At 61.7% G+C, this 18,523-nt stretch carries 18 protein-coding genes; 10 read left to right on the plus strand and 8 right to left on the minus strand.

Annotated features, from left to right (window positions below; genetic code table 11):
* Positions 1-132 precede the first annotated feature (132 nt).
* The 6 genes from NHH88_24665 (at position 133) to NHH88_24690 (ending at position 4,003) form a co-directional block, all read left to right on the plus strand.
* Positions 133-828: a hypothetical protein gene (locus tag NHH88_24665; GenBank protein USX12845.1), complete on the plus strand. Its 696-nt coding sequence runs from the start codon at positions 133-135 to the stop codon at positions 826-828.
* Between the two features lie 120 nt (positions 829-948).
* On the plus strand, positions 949-1,416 hold the full coding sequence (locus tag NHH88_24670; protein USX12846.1) for a hypothetical protein: 468 nt from the start codon (positions 949-951) through the stop codon (positions 1,414-1,416).
* A 112-nt stretch (positions 1,417-1,528) separates the two neighbouring features.
* Positions 1,529-1,831, plus strand: coding sequence for a helix-turn-helix domain-containing protein (locus NHH88_24675; GenBank protein USX12847.1), 303 nt, complete (start codon positions 1,529-1,531; stop codon positions 1,829-1,831).
* A 63-nt stretch (positions 1,832-1,894) separates the two neighbouring features.
* Entirely contained in the window at positions 1,895-2,863 is a 969-nt protein-coding gene (locus NHH88_24680) for a zinc-dependent alcohol dehydrogenase family protein (GenBank protein USX12848.1), read from the plus strand.
* Positions 2,860-3,153: an antibiotic biosynthesis monooxygenase gene (locus NHH88_24685; protein USX12849.1), complete on the plus strand. Its 294-nt coding sequence runs from the start codon at positions 2,860-2,862 to the stop codon at positions 3,151-3,153. Before NHH88_24680 ends, NHH88_24685 begins: the two co-directional genes overlap by 4 nt.
* A gap of 151 nt (positions 3,154-3,304) precedes the next feature.
* The gene (locus NHH88_24690) at positions 3,305-4,003 is read left to right on the plus strand and encodes a penicillin-insensitive murein endopeptidase (GenBank protein USX12850.1); all 699 of its coding nucleotides are present in this window, start codon (positions 3,305-3,307) and stop codon (positions 4,001-4,003) included.
* A gap of 26 nt (positions 4,004-4,029) precedes the next feature.
* Here NHH88_24690 and NHH88_24695 read toward each other — a convergent pair whose 3' ends face one another.
* The gene (locus NHH88_24695) at positions 4,030-4,860 is read right to left on the minus strand and encodes a ThuA domain-containing protein (GenBank protein USX12851.1); all 831 of its coding nucleotides are present in this window, start codon (positions 4,858-4,860) and stop codon (positions 4,030-4,032) included.
* A gap of 164 nt (positions 4,861-5,024) precedes the next feature.
* On the opposite strand from NHH88_24695, the gene NHH88_24700 reads away from it, so the two are divergent.
* Complete coding sequence (locus NHH88_24700; protein USX12852.1) at positions 5,025-5,354, plus strand: cupin domain-containing protein; 330 nt, start codon at positions 5,025-5,027, stop codon at positions 5,352-5,354.
* Here NHH88_24700 and NHH88_24705 read toward each other — a convergent pair.
* The 3 genes from NHH88_24705 to NHH88_24715 form a co-directional block, all read right to left on the minus strand.
* Entirely contained in the window at positions 5,351-5,890 is a 540-nt protein-coding gene (locus NHH88_24705; protein ID USX12853.1) for a DUF2867 domain-containing protein, read from the minus strand. The two genes, NHH88_24700 and NHH88_24705, sit on opposite strands and share 4 nt — an antisense overlap.
* A 128-nt stretch (positions 5,891-6,018) precedes the next feature.
* On the minus strand, positions 6,019-6,588 hold the full coding sequence (locus NHH88_24710) for a hypothetical protein (protein ID USX12854.1): 570 nt from the start codon (positions 6,586-6,588) through the stop codon (positions 6,019-6,021).
* 8 nt (positions 6,589-6,596) lie between these two features.
* On the minus strand, positions 6,597-7,658 hold the full coding sequence (locus tag NHH88_24715; GenBank protein USX12855.1) for a glutathione-dependent formaldehyde dehydrogenase: 1,062 nt from the start codon (positions 7,656-7,658) through the stop codon (positions 6,597-6,599).
* A gap of 429 nt (positions 7,659-8,087) precedes the next feature.
* Between NHH88_24715 and NHH88_24720 the strand changes: the two genes are divergently transcribed.
* From NHH88_24720 to NHH88_24730, 3 genes are all read left to right on the plus strand, one after another.
* Positions 8,088-9,551 (plus strand): lipopolysaccharide biosynthesis protein, encoded by a 1,464-nt coding sequence (locus NHH88_24720; protein USX12856.1) that lies wholly within the window; start codon positions 8,088-8,090, stop codon positions 9,549-9,551.
* 8 nt (positions 9,552-9,559) lie between these two features.
* Complete coding sequence (locus tag NHH88_24725) at positions 9,560-10,489, plus strand: glycosyltransferase family 2 protein (protein USX12857.1); 930 nt, start codon at positions 9,560-9,562, stop codon at positions 10,487-10,489.
* 71 nt (positions 10,490-10,560) lie between these two features.
* Positions 10,561-11,490 carry a transporter substrate-binding domain-containing protein gene (locus NHH88_24730; GenBank protein USX12858.1) on the plus strand — a complete coding sequence of 310 codons (930 nt, stop codon included), beginning with the start codon at positions 10,561-10,563 and terminating at the stop codon, positions 11,488-11,490.
* Between the two features lie 38 nt (positions 11,491-11,528).
* Here NHH88_24730 and NHH88_24735 read toward each other — a convergent pair whose 3' ends face one another.
* The 4 genes from NHH88_24735 to NHH88_24750 all read right to left on the minus strand — a co-directional run bounded on the left by NHH88_24735 (position 11,529) and on the right by NHH88_24750 (position 18,495).
* Positions 11,529-12,548, minus strand: coding sequence for a chemotaxis protein CheB (locus NHH88_24735; GenBank protein USX12859.1), 1,020 nt, complete (start codon positions 12,546-12,548; stop codon positions 11,529-11,531).
* Positions 12,549-12,703: 155 nt separating this feature from the next.
* Positions 12,704-15,364 (minus strand): TonB-dependent receptor, encoded by a 2,661-nt coding sequence (locus tag NHH88_24740; protein USX12860.1) that lies wholly within the window; start codon positions 15,362-15,364, stop codon positions 12,704-12,706.
* A gap of 325 nt (positions 15,365-15,689) precedes the next feature.
* Positions 15,690-16,808 (minus strand): acyltransferase, encoded by a 1,119-nt coding sequence (locus NHH88_24745; protein USX17423.1) that lies wholly within the window; start codon positions 16,806-16,808, stop codon positions 15,690-15,692.
* A gap of 148 nt (positions 16,809-16,956) precedes the next feature.
* Positions 16,957-18,495, minus strand: a complete 1,539-nt coding sequence (locus NHH88_24750; protein USX12861.1) for a DUF853 domain-containing protein — start codon at positions 18,493-18,495, stop codon at positions 16,957-16,959.
* Positions 18,496-18,523: the final 28 nt, after the last annotated feature.

Consider the following 18,523-nt stretch of genomic DNA (forward strand, 5'->3'; position numbering starts at 1 on the left):
CTCGGTACCGACCAAATTGTCGAATTTCTCTAAGTAAGGCATTAGCTCTCTTCATCGAGCAGTTGCGCTCCTTCAAATGCCGTCGCCCTACGACGCAGTAGTCTTGTCAAACACCATTGACAGGAATTGACCATGCAACGATCCGACGAAGAAGTGTTCGAAAACGCGATCAAATCGCTCGAAGCGACAGCTGCCAGCGCAGGGATGCATCTAGAGCTTGATTCCACAGCCCGCCGGATCTACGCACGCGAAATAAAAGCCATGTCAGACAGCCTGCGCCGCGAAGTCGTCAGCGGCAAGATGAGTTGGGCGCAAGCGGCGGAACAGGCCCACGACACCCGAAACGTCGTCATGCAACTTATCAGATCACGCACCACTCCTGCCGCCCGCGCTTACGCAGAGTACAGAAAGGCGGAGGGTCGTAGTCTGAATGCGCTAATCGCTGAAAAAACTTCGAAGCTGTTCGGGAAAGGTGCAATCTTCGCAAAACTCACCCCGTCACAGCAGAATCGCGTCTTTGCCGAAGTTGTGGCGTCAGCCGGTAGATCTCATCCTGCGGTTACACGCAATGCGATGCGATTGTCTTACTTGGGCCGTGGCGTCATTTTGCTGTCACTGGCACTATCGATGTATAACGTTCTCAACGCTTCCAACAAGGCCACTGCGGTCAAACGCGAGCTTATCACCACGGTGGCAGGAATCGGTGGGAGCATCGCCGCAGGGGCGCTCGCGGGTTTGGCGTGCGGCCCTGGTGCCCCGGTATGTGTGACAATAGGTGCGTTTGCTGGGGGAGCTCTGGCCGCCTTCAGTGCTGGCTTTATTTGGTAGAGCACGCTCGTGAGATTACTCCCGACCTCAAAGTTTGCGGCGCGATTGGCGTCACCTCCTACCGACACGGAACTGCCGTCCTCTGAATTGCTTTTAGACGGTAGGCCGAGTGGACTGATCGTGACCGGTGCAGTGCTGGAAACAGCCTTGGCATGGCAGGGTTGCAGCATTGCCTTCTTTACTGATGACATCCCCTACGAAGACATGCTGCGGATTTACATGTTCGACGCCAATATGACATTGGTCGATTCGGCAGTGCTCGGCTCGAGGTATTCCACAGGCACGTTTGCTGAGCTGAATCTCCTGCCGCCGAATTCACTGACGTTCCGTTTTTTTGGTGGCACTGTTTGGCGCCTGATACTACTCGACAAGCAGGAATTTTCCCTTCCCTTTCTTTCCGACCCTGGCGGCGTGAGCCGAAAGTTCAAATTCTTCCGGCATTTCCGCATCGAAGGCAAACCACAACCGCAAGGGGCATGCGAGATTTCAAATCAAAGTGAGAAGGCGCCGCGGACACAGGTCGCCACATCGCTACCACGCCGCTCGTCAAGAGGCGAAACGCAACATTCGTTCATCGCCGTGGCCTGATTCTTTTAACCCTTTGGCTGGTCGCCGGTTCGCATCTTGCACTCCGATCCGACGGCAAACCGCATGAACGAAATCACATTGACATATCGAGAAACTTAGATATACTACGTGCATGGACCTTCTCGAAATCTTCAAAGCCCTTTCAAACCGAACCCGCCTTGACATTTTGAAGGGGCTGAAGGATCCGGCGAACAGCTTCCCTCCCCAGGATGAAGGCGACGTTCACACCTTAGGCGTCTGTGTCAGCAGTATTCAGGAAGGCGTTGGGTTGTCGCAGTCCACCGTGTCCAATTATCTTGCCACGCTACAGCGTGCGGGATTGGTCGAGGTGACCCGCGTCGGCCAGTGGACGTACTACAAGCGCAACGAAGCGGCCATCAAGGCGCTTGCTGACGTCATGGGGACAGAACTGTAATTTTTTTTGTCACAACATATCGATAATTATCGATATCTATTTTTAACGAAATGAGGATATGAAATGAAAGCGATGACACTTACATCATTTGGCGGTCCCGATTCCTTCGAACTTAGCGAAGTGCCCAAGCCAATCCCGCAAGCTGGACAGGTCCTGGTCCGGGTACACGCCACTTCCATCAATCCACTGGACTTCCAGGTCCGGCGCGGCGACTATCCCGACCTGGTGCCACTGCCGGCCATTACCGGACACGATGTCTCGGGCGTTGTCGAGGCGGTCGGGCCGGGCGTGACGTCCTTCGCGCCAGGGGACGAAGTCTGGTACACACCGCAAATATTCGATGGTCCGGGCAGCTATGCCGAGTACCACGTCGCTGCGGAAGGCATCATCGGCAAGAAGCCCGCCTCGCTGAGTCATCTCGAGGCGGCAAGCCTGACCTTGGTTGGTGGCACCGCGTGGGAAGCACTCGTCGTGCGCGCGGGTCTCAGGGTCGGGGAAAGCATCCTTATCCACGGCGGCGCGGGCGGCGTCGGCCATGTGGCGATCCAACTGGCGAAAGCAATCGGTGCGAAGGTATTCACCACCGTGCGCGAGGCAAACTTTGAGTTCGCCCGCAGCCTGGGTGCCGATGTGCCCATCGACTACGAAAAAGAAGACTATGTCGACGCCGTCATGCGTGAAACCGTGGGACGCGGAGTCGATGTCGTGTTCGACACCATCGGTGGCGACACCCTTGCGCGCAGCGCAGACGTGCTCGCCCAACTTGGCCGCGTGGTCAGCATCGTGGACATTGCAAAGCCACAGAACCTGATTCAGGCTTGGGGCAAGAACGCGAGTTATCACTTTGTTTTCACAAGACAGAACCGTGGCAAGCTCGATGAGTTGAGTGCATTGATCGAGCGCGGACAGCTGCGGCCACACGTCGGCGCCGTCTATTCGCTGGCCGATATCCCGCTGGCCCATGCGCGGCTGGAGAGTGCCAACAACGGTCTCCGTGGGAAAATCGTGATCGACGTCAAAGGTGCGTCATGATTTACGAGATCGCCCTGCTCCCGGTTCGCCATGAAGACGTCGACATCTTCAAGCGTGCATTTGCAGAGGTCGCTCCTTTGCTCATGCGCGCCAAGGGTTACGGCGGTCACCTGCTCGCGCAAGGAATTGAAACACCGCATCGTTTCAATCTGATCGTGCGATGGCAGTCGCTTGAAGATCACACGCCGGGCTTCGAAGCGAGTGAAGACCATCGGGTGTTCATGACGGGCATACAGGAATATTTATCGGAAGAACCGACGGTTTATCACATCGAGGGAGCGGTTTTTTAGGGATGCGAATCAGATCATTTGAACGCCCACGAATTTCGGTTTGTGGGCTTTCTTTGCGCGATTCAGCCCCGCCCAATGCGATTTGTCCGACGTACAATTGCAAAATGATGAACACTATCGATGCCGGCCGAAATGCAATCCGTGAGGGAATATGAATAGAATCTTGTGGGCACCTTTCTTTGCGCTTCCCTTGGTAACGGCCAGCGCCAGCACGTGCTATGGCACGCCGGCTCAAGGACGCCTGCAAGGCGGCGTGCAACTTCCAGCCCACGGACAAAATTATGTCCCATACAGCGCTATGGGGGTCACGCTCGGCCGCACTTATGTGCATCAAACAGTCCGAGACATCGTTGTCGATGCCTATGCGGCGACTCGCATCAGCGCGCCCGACAAGCGCTTTATGTATGGCGAAACCGGCTTGGCGACTGGCGGGCTATTCAAGCCCCACCGGACTCACCAATCCGGTGTTTCGGTCGACTTCATGGTGCCCGTCATCGACCGCGCACACAAATCCGTGCTGATGCCGGCGACGATGGAAAACAAATTCGGCTACGAATTGGAATTTGATGAGCGCGGCTCGCTGGACAATCTGCAAATCGACTTCGAAGCCATGGCGGAGCACCTCTACCAACTTGCCGAAGCGGCAAAGAAGCATCAGGTAAAAATTAAGACCGTGATCTTCCAGAAGGAACTCATGGAATTACTGTTCCAGACAAAGCGCGGCAATGTACTTCGGAACACGGTTCCCTTTATGAAAACGACGCCGTGGATCAAACACGACGAACATTATCATGTGGAATTTTCCCTTCAGTGCCGCCCTCTCCGTGAATACGAGAGAGCAGCGAAATAAGTAGATGATGGTTGAACAGCCGGGATCTATTTTTGAGGCCTGATGACCGCGTCGAAGTTTCCGTCATCATTCAAACGCCCGGTCGCCCAAGCCACCCCGCGCGCGACCAGATTCAGGTAGCGCTTATCGGCCATGGTGTTCTCGTTGTGTGCCAACGTCAAGCTGAACACTTTCGCCTTGGCCGGTCCATACTCATGGGTCCATGCCACCGTGAACTGCTGGCTGCGTTCGCTTTCCTTCACCGCGTTCGGCTGAATGCCCGCCAGGATCGGCGTGACGCCGAAATCCGCCAGGTTGTTGTAGAGTTCTTCGTCCGGCGTGGTCCACAGTTCCAGCCCTTTGGCGATCGGGTGCCCCGCGTTGATCGCGCTCAGTTTGATCGGCGACTGCGGCCCGTGACCGGTGGACTGGATACCGGTGAACGCGAACCAACGCGCATCGGCGGCGCCCGGCTTGGCCGGCTCACGCCAGGTTTCCAATCGATAGGAATGCATCGCGCAGTGCAGGTTGACGGCCGGGATGCCGCGCCGATGCGGGGCCAGCGCATTGTCGAGCGCCACCGTGTCGCCGGGTTGGGACGAGCATTCATTGTGGATGATCACATCGTAGCCGTCGCCATAGTTCGCGCTGCCGATAATCGGGCGCCTCTCGGCCCCGCTCGTCTCGTTGAACAAGTGCGACACCTCGACATTGAGCGCCGCCTCCAGCCCGTCCTCCAGCAGACGACGTTGTTCAGGATAGTTGTGGTATCCGCCGCCACTGACGATCAGCACACGCAGGGGCTTGGCGGGCGCGGCCTGAACCGGCAGCGCGAGGAAGGCGGTGGCGGCGGCGAGCGCCAAGGCGATATTCTTCATGTGTGCAAAAGTGATCGAAGTGGCAAGGGAAGTCAACTATAGCGGGGCTCCGGGGTCAGGTCCACCATTTCCACACGAGCCGATGCATAGGCGCGTCCTGTTGCCCTGCCGGGCATCGCCAGCGGTGCTAACATGGACATTTACTCATCAACGTGGGAGGCATCATGGCTTTGGAACACGCGAAACCCGGAAAAGTTATCGCATTGACACACGCGGGCGAGGACGTCTCGACTTTTTCTTCAATCGCGCTCACCAAGACCGAGCAAATCGAATTGATCCGTCTGGTGCTGCCTGCCGGGAAAGAAATGCCCGAGCACCATGTCAAAGGCGAGATCACGTTCCAATGCCTGTCCGGTGAGATAGCGTTCATCACGCGCGGTCAGCCCACCACGCTCAAGGCCGGTGAGATGCTGTACCTGGAAGGTGGCGCCCCGCACGCGGTCCGCGCGCTGGCCGATTCGGTGGCGCTACTCACCATCGTCCTGCGCCACTAGGCTCTCGGCCAACCGACCTCTGCGGCACGACGCAGACTGGCTTTGACCACCATGCGATGAAACGGGGCGATAACTTGTATGTAGACACGCCCCAGAAGGTTGTGACAATGCACCACGGTGGAAAGCGTCAGCTGGCGGCCGCTGTCGGGCGCCGCTCCCGTCGAGCATAGCACCGACAGCCTGAAATCAAGGTGCTTGTCGTCCTCACCGAGCACGATCTCGGTCTCGTTGGTGCTGTAGATCTTAAAGATTCCGACACGCTCGGAAGTCTTCGCCGCGGCGGCGATCACCGCCAATTGCTTGCTCGTTTTCAGACCGAAAGCGGCGACGATCACATCGCGCAAGCTAAGAAGCGTATCCACCCAGGATGGCTGGTGCGAAAAGATGAACCTTGCCAACAAATCCGGATCGTTGGAGGCGCCCAGAGGCAGTCGTATCGCGAAGGCGTCGGCAAGGTCGACCGACTTATACACACGGGTGACGCCAGACCCGACGGGAAGCGCGACCGCGGTCGCCAGCGTGAATTCATTAGCCATGTGTGCACCTTCGAGTGTGAGCAATGAGGAGGCCTCCCGCTCAGCGTATCCGAGCGGGACATTGCAAGAATAGCACTTTAACCGGCATCGGGTTGAACCACGCTGCGTTGGCCGATGCGGTGGAGCCCTCAGGCGCGCCGCCGCTTGAGCAGGTACCAGCCGATCCCCACCACCGCTGCGCCGATCGCGGCCTTCTTCGCCACGCCGGCCTTGTTGTAGCGCCACTCCGCAGCCATGCCCATTTCGCCGAGAACGTTGGGCACCCTGCCGTGACGCAAGTCATCACCGATGCCTTCGACAGCATCGACGCGATCGGCCAGCAACAGCATCAGCCAATGCCGAATATCGTTCTCGGTCGTTTTGAAGGCGGCACGGCGCAGCATGCCGCTCAGGCCACGCGGCGGCGCGCTGGTGCCGTACAACGGCGTGATGCCGGGCCGTTCGGGCGATACCAGCACTTCGACGGCGCTATGTTGCTGTTCGGGCGGCCGCAGCGGGCCGTCGAGCCGGGGCGGCGTCCGTTCCATCGGCACCCCGGGCCGGTTGGCGCGGTCGAGATCGCTGCCCCAGCCGGGTATCTGCTCGCGCGGCGTCACACCTTGGCGCGCCGCGACGACGCCGTGCCGCCCGTGCGCGTGGCCATGCCCGTGGACGTGTCCGACGTCGTTTTCATCGTAATCTTTATCGTCGTTTTGCATGGTGCCTCCTAGTGCAAGATGACGCCGGCGGGCGTCGTGGCGATCCGGGGGGGGGCGTTCGGCGGAATCAACACCGTCTTGATGCACTGATCCAGCTTCTTGGCGAAGATGTGATACGCATCGGACACCTCTTCGAGCGGCACCCGATGGGTGATGATCTGTTTCGGGTCGATGTGGCCGGCGCGGATATGCTCGATGAGGCGCGGCAAGTGCCGCTTGACGCTCGCCTGGTTCATGCGCAACGTCAGTCCCTTGTTGACAGCGTTGCCGATCGGCACCGCGTTGAAGGTCGGGCCGTAGACGCCGACGATGGACACGTTGCCGCCCTTGCGCACCGAGTTGATGGCCCAGTGCAGGGCCGTGGCCGAGCCGCCCTGCAGTTTCATGTAACGCCCGCTCAGGCGTTGCGCCGCACTACCGGCTGCCTCGCAGCCGACTGCGTCGATGCAGACGTCGGCGCCGAGCCAGTCTGTCATCTTCTTGATGTGCAGCGCCATATCGCGCACCTCGCGGAAGTTGACCACCTCGCATTGCGCGTAGCGGCGCACGAAATCGAGCCGGTACTCGACATGGTCGACCACGATCACCCGCCCGGCGCCCATCAACCACGCCGACTTGGCGGCGAAAATGCCGACCGGTCCGGCGCCGAACACCACCACCGTGTCGCCTTCGCTGATATCCCCCATTTCGGCGGCCTGATAGCCGGTCGGCAAGGCGTCGGTCAGCAACACCGCGTCGTCCTCATGGATGTCGGCCGGTATCACCGTGGGACCGACGTCGGCCATCGGCACGCGCACCAGTTCGGCCTGCCCGCCATCGTAGCCGCCGGCCGTGTGCGAGTAGCCGTAGATACCGCCCACGGCGCTCGCTTGTGGATTGGTGTTGTGGCAATTGCCGAAGAGTTCGCGGTCGCAAAAGAAGCACGAGCCGCAGAACACGTTGAACGGGACCAGCACCCGATCGCCCACCTTGAGCCGCTGCACGCCGCTGCCGACGTCGACCACCTCGCCGACGAATTCATGGCCGAACGTGCTGCCGACGCGGGTGTCCGGCACCATGCCGTGATACAAATGTAGGTCCGATCCGCAGATACACGAGCGCGTGACGCGAACAATCGCGTCACCGGGATGCTCGATCTCGGGGTCAGGTTTTTGCACCGCGCGGACGCGGTAAGGGCCTCAATAGTCCATTGCCAGCATGTGATCCTCCTCGGTATAGGCGCGCGGTGTCCGCCTTTCGGCCACCGCTGCATACATGGTAGGCGCCGCCGCGCTGCCCAGCGTAGGCCGCCGTATAGCGATCCTGTAGGATCGTGACCAATCAATTGGTATGGCCGGGGTTTGCGCACGCCATGGCTCGGACTCCGCCAGGGATTCGGTTGGCCTGCAATGCACTACAGCACCAAAGTTCGTTCCAGGTCAAAGGACCAGGGTCCACATCCGCATAAGATGCCAAAGCGCCCACCATACTGCCGCCGCGTTCATGCGGACAACCCGAAAATGAACGCGATTAAAAGTTCCCTGCTGATGTCGTTCGCCGAAAAATACACCGTGCTGGTGATCGGCATGGCCGGCGGCATGATCATCGCGCGGCTGCTGACACCAGGCCAGATCGGCATCTTTTCGATCGGCGCCGTCGTCGTCGGCATCACCCAGATGGTGCGCGATTTCGGCGTCGGACAATACCTGATCCAGCAAAAAGATTTAAACGCGGAGCACCTGCGCGCCGCCTACACGCTGACCATGCTGATCTCCTGGAGCATGGCCGCCCTGCTCGCGCTGGCCGGCGATCCGGTCGCGGCCTTCTACGACGAGCCCGGTGTCGGCGAGGTGCTGCGCGTGCTGGCGCTCAATGTCCTGCTGATCCCGTTCGGCTCCATCACGCTGCCCGTGCTGCGCCGGCAACTGCGCTTCCGCGCGCTCTACTGCATCAACGTCGCCAACGCGCTGACCAACCTGCTCGTCTGCCTGATGCTGATCAAACTAGGCTTCGGCTACCTGAGCCTGGCGTGGGCGGCGGTCGCCGGCAGCCTGGTGACGGTGCTGGTGAGCCTGCCGTTCCGGCCCGCCGACATCCCCTGGCTGCCCGGCTTCACCGGCATGCGCAAGCTGCTGCGCTTCGGCGTCTACGCCACCGGCTCGAACGTCATCGACGAGTGCGGTGTCGCCGCGCCGGACATGATCATCGGCAAGCTCATCGATGTCGAAGCGGTGGGACTGTTCGGCAAGGCGCAGGCCACCTTGAACATCTTCAACATGCTAATCACCCGCGCCGTCACGCCCGTGCTGCTGCCGCTGTTCGCCGCCAACGTCCGCGACGGCCACGACGTCAAGCGGCTGTATCTGCGCACCGTCGCCTACATGGCGGGGCTGGCGTGGCCATTCTTCGCCGTGCTGGCCGTGCTGGCCACGCCGCTGACACGGCTGCTGTACGGCCCGCAGTGGGATGCCAGCGCCCCGCTGGTGCGCATCATGTGCGTCTCGACCGCCACGTTCTGCCTGCTCGGCATGGCGCGCGACCTGTTCGTCGCCATGGGACAAGTGCGGCTGCGCGCACAACTGGAGGCGGTCGGCGTGTCGGCACGCATCGCCGGCATCGTCGTGGCGGCGCCGTTCGGGCTGGAGGCGGTGGCCTGGAGCATCGCCGCGACGTCGCTGCTACGTTCGGCGCTGCTGTATCGCAGCTTGGCGGCGCTGACCGGCATGCGCGTCGCCGAGCTTGGTCGCGGTGTGGCGCGCTCGGCCGCCCTGACGGCGCTGACGGTGGCCGGCCCGGCGCTGCTGATGCTGTCGCCCGGCCTCGACGACGCCAGCCCGCTCGTCCTGCTCGCGCTCGAAGGTACCGCAGCGCTGGCCTGCTGGGTGGCGGGGGTAGTCTTGCTCAACCACGAGATCAAGCCGGACCTGGTGGCGACGGCGCGCCCGCTGCTGCGCCGTTTGCTGCCGAAGCCGGCAAGGCGTTAGGAAACGATATGCCACTACACTCCGTCATCATGCCCGCCTACAACGGCCAGACCTATCTGGCCGAGGCGATCGACAGCATCCTGCGGCAAACCTGCGCGGAGCTCGAACTGATCATCGTCAACGATTGCGCCACCGACGACTCGGCGGCGATCGCGGCCGACTATGCCGCGCGCGACACCAGGGTGCGCGTAGTGTCGACGGCGGTCAATTCCGGCGCGCCCGCGTTGCCGAAGAATGTCGGACTGTCGCTGGCGAGGGGCCGGTACATCTCCTTCTGCGACCAGGATGACGTGATGCTGCCGGACAAACTGGAACACGCCACGCGCATCTTCGCGCAGCATGCCGACCTGGACATCCTCTTCGCGGATTTCGAACCGTTCGGCGAGGCGCTGCACGGGCAGCGCGGCTACCTGACGCACAAGGAATTCACATCGAAGGCGCGGGGCTACCTGGAGCCGCTGGGGGACGGGCTGTACCGGTGCCGCAACTTCTGGGGTTGCATGGCCGGCCTGCAGACCGGCATGAGCACGCAGACCATCGTGTGCCGGCGCGAAGTCATCGTCGGCCAGCGCTTCGACGTGCGTTACCGCATCCTGGACGACATCTCGATGTGGTACCGGTTCGCGGAGACGGCGCGGATCGGCTTCCTCGACCGCACCGTCGCCCGCTACCGCCATCACGACCAAGCGCTCACGACGGACGAAGCCCTGCTCGCGCGGGAGACGCTCGCCTTCCACAAGGAAAATTACTTCCGACAATCCCATCTGTTCAACGCCGCAGAGAACAAAAGGTATCGCAGCATGCTCGCCGGATTCCTGATCCGCGTCGCCTCGTGCCCCAACGTCAGCAAGCTGGAACAGCGCGCCAATCTGGCGCAATCGCTGATTTTCGAGGTTCGCCTAAGCACGTTGCGCTGGCTGCTGCAAACATTTGCGTGACTTGTCGCCAATAAGCCGCACCCTCCCAGGAAGACATCTCGCATACGGTGAGCGGTGTTAAACTTTCTTCCATGCATTCACCGTTTACGCCACACTTTCCAGCCGGCGCGCCACGCGGCACATCACGCAGAACCGCGTTACTGGCCCTGACCGCCTGGACCTTTGGTACGCGCAACGCGCTGGCGGCGCCAGAGCCGATGGCCTACCGCTACTGGGACTGGGGAAAAACCCCCAAGCGCGATCAATACCAGACCGCCGCGCTCAAGCTGGCCCTGCAAAAGACGACGCCGGACTACGGCCCGTTCACGGTGGTGCACGTGGTCGATACGATGAGCACCACGCGCGTCCGGCGTGAAATCCATTCCGGCAAGCGTATGAACGTCCATGCCGGCCCGTGGCGCGACCTGGACGCCGACGACCCGGAAGAGCGCGCCATCATGATCGGCACGCCCGTCCTGAGCGGCCTGCTGGGCTACCGCCAACTGATCGTGCGCCGCGACGACCTGCCGAAATTTCAAGCCATCACCACCGCCCCACAGTTAAAACGGCTGGTGGCCGGACAAGGCCGGGGCTGGGTGGATAACGCCGTGCTGCGCCACAACGGCTATCAGGTCGTCGACAGCGGCAACATTGCAACCTTGCTCGACATGCTGGTCAGCCACCGCTTCGACTATCTGCCGATCAGCGTGGTCGAAGCCGATTTCCTGATGAAGGAACATGCGCAACTGGCCGACACGCTGGCACTGGTGCCGGGGCTGATGCTGTATTACCCCTTGCCGGTGGTGTACTACGTCAGCGCCAACGAGCCGCGGCTGGCGCAGCGGCTCGAGGCCGGTCTGTCGATGGCCAAACGCGATGGCTCGCTGGACGCGCTGACCGCGCGCTACTTCGCCAAGGAAATCGAACTGGTGAAAGCCAGCGCCAGCCGCTGCTTCACGCTGGACCATCCGCTGCTGCCGAAAATCTATGCGTCGGAGCCACCGCGACTACTGGGCAGGTAGCGCTTCGCGGTTCATGGCGGCTTGGAAAACGGCCGACGTCACGACTGGTCGGCGTCTTTTTCCGGCCGCTCCAGCATCCCGCGCAAGAGTGCCGCCTGATCCGATGCGATTGCCGATTGCGCCGCGTATGCCTTTTCAGCACGCTCCCGCTCGGACGCGCCGGCGTGCAGATCGCGCAGCATTTTTTCCCGCTCCTGCAGCGCCCGAACAGCCGCCCACAGCGCCTCCTCGACGACATCGCCCTGCAATTCCTCCAATATGCGCGCCGTATAGGCATGCCCGGTGTGACAGCGAAAACGCGGAACGCCGTTGTCGGTCAATTGCCACAACGTGCCGTGGCACTCCGGGCAGGTAAAGGTCGATGGCGTCGCGATCTTCGCCAACTCCTGTAATCCGCCCTGACCGGCGCTCATCCGGTTTTCCAACTTCAGCCAGGATTTGACTGACGCCGCTTCGGCGTCGTCCGATGGTGTGGTCATGGAAGACTCCAATCGCTCTGATTGAACGCGCCTGACAAGCTCGGGGCCGATGTCGTCCGAGCGCAACATCATATCGACCGCGACGCTCGCCAGCGCCATGCTCGGCATGCTGGCGGCCGCCGCATCGGCGGGGTCCTGGACGATGGCGCAGCCGCCAAGCGACTTTATCGCCTGCAAGCCGGCGGCGCCGTCGTCGAGATACCCGGTCAAGATGACGCCGATCGCTTGCTTGCCGTAAGCCACGGCGACCGAGCGAAACAGCGGATCGATCGCCGGCCGCGCATGGTTTTCCTTTGCCCCGTGATGCAAGCGGACGGTGCTCCCGTCCTCGCTGACGAGCATATGGTAGTCGGCGGGCGCCAGCAACACCACGCCGGCCGCGACCGGCGCCCCGTCGCGCGCGTCGCGCACGGGCAACACGCTATCCTTCGCCAGGATCTCGGCAAGGGCACTCCTGCGCGCGCCGATATGCGTGACGATTAACAAGGTGCCGGGAAAATCTGCGGGTAGCGCGGACACGATCTTCAGCAGCACGCGCATCGCGCCGAACGAACCACCGATGGCAATGACTCTGTGCATGTCGCGTCCCCTGTTCCTCCTCATCTCATCGTCATTTTATCCCCGAGTCCGGTCACCGACGGCGCACGATTGCGCGCGCATCAGCCCTTCGGACATAAAAAAACGGCCGGGTCCCGCATGCGATGCGGAACCCGGCCGTTCTGTGCGGAGCGGACTTAGAAAGCCATCCGCACGCCGAGGTTCACACGGCGGCCGACATCTTCCAGTGTCAGGAACTGGCTCTCGTTGTTGGCGTACTCGCGCATTCTCGCGTTGTTCAGATTGATTGCGTCGAGATAGAGCGAGATCTTCGGCGTGATGTTGTAACGCAAGCTCGCATCGGTCTGGCCATACGCCGCGCGGTTGCGCGGCATGGTGCTGCCGCCGCCGCAATCGACCGAGAAGTGGTTACGCCAGTTGTAGCTCACGCGCGCCGAGAACTGGGTGTTCTCGAAGAACAGCGAACCGTTGTACGACTGCGGCGACAGGCCTGGGTAGCCGCACGCCGGGGCGCTGCCCGCGCGCTCGGCGCTGGCGTCCACGTAGGTGTAGTTGGCCGACACGCCGAAGCCCTGCAGCCAAGGGATCGAGTCGTCGAAGGCGTACTGGCCGGCGATCTCGATACCCTTGATCTTGCCTTTCTGGCCGTTGCGCACGCGGGAGTCGTGCACCACCTCGTCGAACTGCGGTATGCGCATGTCCTGCAAGGTCGTCTCGAGGAAGTCGGACACCTTCTTCATGAACACGGCCGTGCTGACATAGTTGGTCTTCGACAGATACCATTCATACGAAATGTCGAAGTTCTTCGACTGCATCGGCTTCAGGTAAGGGTTGCCGCCGCCGGTCTGCACGTCGCCGAAGCGGCCGCCGTACCAGTTGTCCACGCTCATCTGGCTCAGCGTCGGCCGGGTCTCGGTCTTGGAGGCGGCAAAGCGCAGCAGCATGTCCTTGGTCAGGTCGATTTTCAGATTGGCCGACGGCAGGTAGCTGTTATAGCTGTTGTCGACGGTGATGACCTGGTATGGTCCCCACTGCGAAATGAAGGTCGTGTCGTTCGGGCTCTTCACCGCCGACAGCAGCACGCGGCTGGTGCCGGTCGAGGACGAGTTCACGCGCACCATGCGCATGCCGGCGTTGGCCGACCAGCCGCTGCCCTCCCAGCGCGTGTCCAGGAACAGGCTCTTGACCTTTTCCTCCACGCCCCACGACGACGGCTTGGTGTAGTCGATCGCCATCGGGCCGTTAGGATACCTGGTCTTGTCGGAATACAGGGCCGGATCGTTGGACTGCGGCAGCAGAGACGGCTGGTTCAGATAATTGATGTAGGCGTGCGGGTCGAAGCGCAGATAGGCGGGCGGCACCTGGGCGCCGCCGCCGAGGAAGTTTTCCAGCGGCGTCACCGTGAACAGGCTGGCCGGCAGGCCCACGTGGTAGCCGCTGAAGGCGTTCCACGAATCGCTGCTGTACGTCAGGCGGCCGACCTCGCGCTGAGAATAGCCGACACCGGTATCGGCGCCCTTGAAGAAGCCGATATCGTGGTCCCACGACAGGTTCATGCGCCCTTCTTTCAACTTGTCGTGGAGGTTGACCTGGCCGTTGGAGACGGCGTGCGCGCGCACCGCCGTCGGGTCGGCCAAGCCGTCGCCGAAGGTGATGCTCGGCGTGCCGTTAAAGCTGAGCATGTCGCCGTTTTTCGGCACCATGCCGGCCACCACCCACATGTCCGGCGTGGCCGACGTCGAGCGCGAGGTCGACACATCGCCCTCCAGGCGCCATTCGTCGCCCAGCTTCCATTTCGAATTCAGGCCGAAGGCGCGGGTGATCGACAGGCGATCGCCGCCCTTGACGATCATGTCGTTCGAGTTCGCTTCGCCGAGCAGCTTGCCGGCGCCGGCGATCTCCGGGTTGTTGGCGTAAAAGATCGAGCCGGGACGCAGGAAGCTGGTCACCTGGTCGTTGTTGTCGTACTTCACGCCGAGCTGGGTTGGATTGTTCCAGTCGCTGACGGCGACCACATCGTTTTTCTGGTCCAGGCGCGAATACAGGGCGTCGGCGCTGAGCTTCCACGTCGGCGACGGATTGTATTGCACGGCCAGGTTACCGACCAGGCGCTTGCGGCTTTCCTCCTCCTGCTGGAAGCCGTAGCTCTGCGGCATATACAGCTTGCGGGTGGTGACGTCGGCCATCGTCAAGCCGCGCGAGTTGAGGTCGCCGTTGATCATCGCCACGTCGCGGTAGTTCCAGGCGTCGTTGACGGCCTTGTTCTGCTTGGACGCGCGGTCGGTATACGACACCGAGCCGGCCACGCCGAAGGTGCGCGCCTCGTTGGCGAACGAATACATGCCGCTGGCGTTGGGCGTGTACTTTTTCGAATTGTCGTCATAGGAGCTCGACGCGTTGAACACGGTCGAGTGCCCTACCTTGCCCGACAGCGGACGCGCGGTCTGGATATCCACGGTCGAACCGATGCCGCCCTCGGGCAGGAAGGCCTGGGAGGTCTTGTAGACCAGCACCTTGGAAATCAGGTCGGACGACAGCATGTCGAACGAAAACTCGCGGCCGCCGGTGTCGCTGGTCATGGTGCGGCCGTTGACCAGCACGTTGTTGAACTCAGGTCCCAAACCGCGCACCGAGATGTAGCGACCTTCGCCGCCGTTGCGCTGGATCTGCACGCCGGTCACGCGCTGCAAGGATTCGGCGATATTGGTGTCGGGGAATTTACCGGCGTCCTCGGCCGAAACAGCGTCGACCACGCCGTCCTGCATGCGTTTGGTGTTGAGGGAGGAACTGAGGGAAGCGCGGATGCCGCTGACGACGACTGTCGCGGAAGGATCCACTACCGGCTGGTCGGCCGTTTGCGCGGAGGCACTAAAAGAAATTACCATTTCGGCGATGAGGGCTGCCAATACAGTCTTCCGCATACGGGTCTGAGGCGTTGTCATTGTTGTCTCCTATGTTGTTATTGCAGTCCTTTTTGTACTTGCCATGGCTGCATGACTTTTATAATAAGCCCCTCTCAACAATGCCAATCTATCATTTATTTGCAAATTCATATTCCAAAATCATATAACTAGCATTGCAACATTTTGTCCTGAACAAGCAAATGAAAAAGCCAACCCATGATGGATTGGCTTTCGTTACCGCAGTGGAAGCTTTAACCCGCTAGGCGGGCGACGGGCGCACGACGCTGTGACCTGTGGCACGCTGAACCAGGCTGGCTAGCGGCGCCTCTACGCACCTGAAGAAAACCACCCCTGCGGCCAGGCTGGCGGCCCACGCCACGAGCATGCCGAAGGCCTGCAATTCCGGCTCCGGCGGCACGAAACGGGTGAACGCCGCGTTCACCAGCAGACATACCGGAAAATGTATCAGAAACACGGAATACGATATCCGAGCCAATCCGTTGACCACCGACCATCCCTTACCGCTGGATGTTGTTTTGGCGCGACCAAACAACACTAAAACGCAGGCAACCGCCATCGCCAGCGCGATGCGGCTGCGGAAATCGAGTGCCTGGGCGGCCAGCACGGGCAAAAACGCCATTCCCACCAGCAACGCGGCGGCGCCCGGTTTGCGACGCGGATCGCTGGCCCACCAGGCCATCAAGCCCAAGCCATAGCTACCGAAGAAATACGGCGCCCAGTTATCCCAGTCGGCATCCAGATTGAAGTACACAAGGGACAGCGCGACGGCCAGCGAGATCATGCTCGGCATCAGCCACGGCGAACGGCGCTCGGCGGCGAGACGGCCGCCGATCCACAACATCAGCGCCATCAACGCATACAGTTGGAAGTCGATGGCGACATACCAAGCGCCCGCCGACAGCGACGGATAGCCCAGCACGCCATGCAACAACAGCGCATGCGCGGCAAGCTGGCTCAAGGTGGCCGGTTCAGAGATCGAATCATGCGCCATCAACTTACCGGCCAGCATGGAAGCGGCGGCGGCCAGCAAGGTCGCGACCATGAACGGCGGCGCCAGCTTGGCGTAGCGTCGCCAGATCGCGCCGATTGGGTCGGCCATGCCGGCGTGGCCCGTGGGCGCCAGGGATTTGGCGGCCAAAAAGCCGCCGATGACGAGGAAGGCCTGCACCGCGATGCGGGCGCTATCCCCGAGCCAACTTATCAAGGCCGGCAACATGGGTCGCACGTGATCGGCCATCGGACCATAGAAGGCGAGATGATGCAGCACGATCAGCTGCGCCGCGCCCGCCTTCAACAGATTGATCAAGCCAAATTGCGATGGCGGACGCATCTCCGCCCCAACCGCTCCTTTTGCCATTAACGTCATACCGATTCCTTGCCGTGCCAAAACCATTCCACAACATATCTAAAAGCAATTGAATTGCTGTCAATGTTGTAGACCGGTCGCTATCATAGCTGAGGCTGGCATATCGGTGGCGCGCGCATTGCTCAGTTGCGTTAGGGAATTAACGTTTCTTCATGATCGAGCCGAGCACGCCGCGAATAATTTCGCGCCCGACCTGGGAACCGATGCTGCGCACGGCCGACTTGACCATCGCCTGCACCGCCGTGTCGCGCTTGCCGCTCTGGCCGAACAAGCCGCCCAGCACGTCACCGAACATCGCGCCGCCGCCGGCCGCTTCCGGGGGCTGTTGTTGTGGTTGCTGTCCAGGCGATGCCCCGCGCGCGGCCGCGTCGGGAGCATCCTGCGCCGAGCGGGCGCCGGCGGCCACGCGGCCGTTCAGCTTCTCATAGGCCGATTCGCGGTCGATCGTCTTTTCATAGACGCCCGCGACGATGGAACCGTCGATGGCCGCCTTGCGCTCGGCCGCGTCGAGCGGGCCGAGCTGGCTGGCCGGCGGCAGGATGAAGACGCGCTCCACCATGCGCGGCGCGCCCTTCTCGTCGAGGAAGGACACCAGCGCCTCGCCCACGCCCAGTTCGGTGATCACCTGTGAGACATCCAGCGCAGGATTGGGGCGGAACGTCTCGGCGGCGGCCTTGACCGCCTTCTGGTCGCGCGGCGTATAGGCCCGCAGCGCGTGCTGGACGCGGTTGCCGAGCTGGCCCAGCACCGTGTCCGGGATATCGATCGGATTTTGCGTGACGAAGAACACGCCCACGCCCTTGGAACGGATCAGGCGCACCACCTGCTCTATTTTTTGCAGCAGGGCCTTGGGCGCGTCGGTGAACAGCAGATGCGCCTCGTCGAAGAAGAACACCAGCTTCGGCTTGTCGAGGTCGCCCACCTCGGGCAGGTTCTCAAACAGCTCGGACAGCATCCACAGCAGAAACACCGCGTACAGGCGCGGCGCGTTCATCAGCTTGTCGGCGCTGAGGATGTTGATCACGCCTTTGCCGCGCGCGTCGGTCTGCAGCAGGTCGTCGATGTTAAGCATCGGCTCGCCGAAGAACTGGTCGCCGCCCTGCTCCTCGATGGCGATCAGGCCGCGCTGGATGGCGCCGATGCTGGCCGCGCTGATGTTGCCGTAACTGGTCTTGAAGTCGGCCGCGTTGTCGCCGACGTGCTGCAGCATGGCGCGCAAATCCTTGCTGTCGAGCAGCAGCAAACCGTTGTCGTCGGCGATGCGGAACACCAGTTGCAGCACGCCCTCCTGCGTATCGTTCAGGTTAAGCATCCGCGCCAGCAGCAGCGGGCCCAGGTCGGACACGGTCGCGCGCACCGGATGGCCCTTTTCGCCGAACACGTCCCAGAAGGTGACCGGGCAGCCGGCCCACTGCGGCGTCTCCAGCTTGAGCGCGGCGAGGCGGGCGCCCATCTTCTCGCTCAGCGCGCCGGCCTTGGCGATGCCGGACAAGTCGCCCTTGACGTCGGCCATAAAGACCGGCACGCCGATCTCGGACAGCGACTGCGCGATCTTCTGCAAGGTCACGGTCTTGCCGGTGCCGGTGGCGCCGGTGATGCAGCCGTGGCGGTTGACCAGGTTGGACAGCAAGTCCAAGGAGATGGAGTCGTTCTTGGCGATGGTGATCGGGGTAGGCATGGTCGTCCTGCGGCTGGATGATAGGAAA

The organism is Oxalobacteraceae bacterium OTU3CAMAD1, from assembly GCA_024123915.1.
Lineage (GTDB): Bacteria > Pseudomonadota > Gammaproteobacteria > Burkholderiales > Burkholderiaceae_D > Rugamonas.

What these genes read in the sequence shown, in the direction of transcription:
- NHH88_24665 (USX12845.1), top strand. Translation starts at nt 133, where the DNA reads ATGCAACGATCCGACGAAGAAGTGTTCGAAAACGCGATCAAATCGCTC.
- NHH88_24710 (USX12854.1), bottom strand. Translation starts at nt 6,588, where the DNA reads ATGCAAAACGACGATAAAGATTACGATGAAAACGACGTCGGACACGTC.
- NHH88_24725 (USX12857.1), top strand. Translation starts at nt 9,560, where the DNA reads ATGCCACTACACTCCGTCATCATGCCCGCCTACAACGGCCAGACCTAT.
- NHH88_24695 (USX12851.1), bottom strand. Translation starts at nt 4,860, where the DNA reads ATGAAGAATATCGCCTTGGCGCTCGCCGCCGCCACCGCCTTCCTCGCG.
- NHH88_24690 (USX12850.1), top strand. Translation starts at nt 3,305, where the DNA reads ATGAATAGAATCTTGTGGGCACCTTTCTTTGCGCTTCCCTTGGTAACG.
- NHH88_24685 (USX12849.1), top strand. Translation starts at nt 2,860, where the DNA reads ATGATTTACGAGATCGCCCTGCTCCCGGTTCGCCATGAAGACGTCGAC.
- NHH88_24730 (USX12858.1), top strand. Translation starts at nt 10,561, where the DNA reads ATGCATTCACCGTTTACGCCACACTTTCCAGCCGGCGCGCCACGCGGC.
- NHH88_24675 (USX12847.1), top strand. Translation starts at nt 1,529, where the DNA reads ATGGACCTTCTCGAAATCTTCAAAGCCCTTTCAAACCGAACCCGCCTT.
- NHH88_24705 (USX12853.1), bottom strand. Translation starts at nt 5,890, where the DNA reads ATGGCTAATGAATTCACGCTGGCGACCGCGGTCGCGCTTCCCGTCGGG.
- NHH88_24680 (USX12848.1), top strand. Translation starts at nt 1,895, where the DNA reads ATGAAAGCGATGACACTTACATCATTTGGCGGTCCCGATTCCTTCGAA.
- NHH88_24750 (USX12861.1), bottom strand. Translation starts at nt 18,495, where the DNA reads ATGCCTACCCCGATCACCATCGCCAAGAACGACTCCATCTCCTTGGAC.
- NHH88_24700 (USX12852.1), top strand. Translation starts at nt 5,025, where the DNA reads ATGGCTTTGGAACACGCGAAACCCGGAAAAGTTATCGCATTGACACAC.
- NHH88_24745 (USX17423.1), bottom strand. Translation starts at nt 16,808, where the DNA reads ATGGCAAAAGGAGCGGTTGGGGCGGAGATGCGTCCGCCATCGCAATTT.
- NHH88_24720 (USX12856.1), top strand. Translation starts at nt 8,088, where the DNA reads ATGAACGCGATTAAAAGTTCCCTGCTGATGTCGTTCGCCGAAAAATAC.
- NHH88_24735 (USX12859.1), bottom strand. Translation starts at nt 12,548, where the DNA reads ATGCACAGAGTCATTGCCATCGGTGGTTCGTTCGGCGCGATGCGCGTG.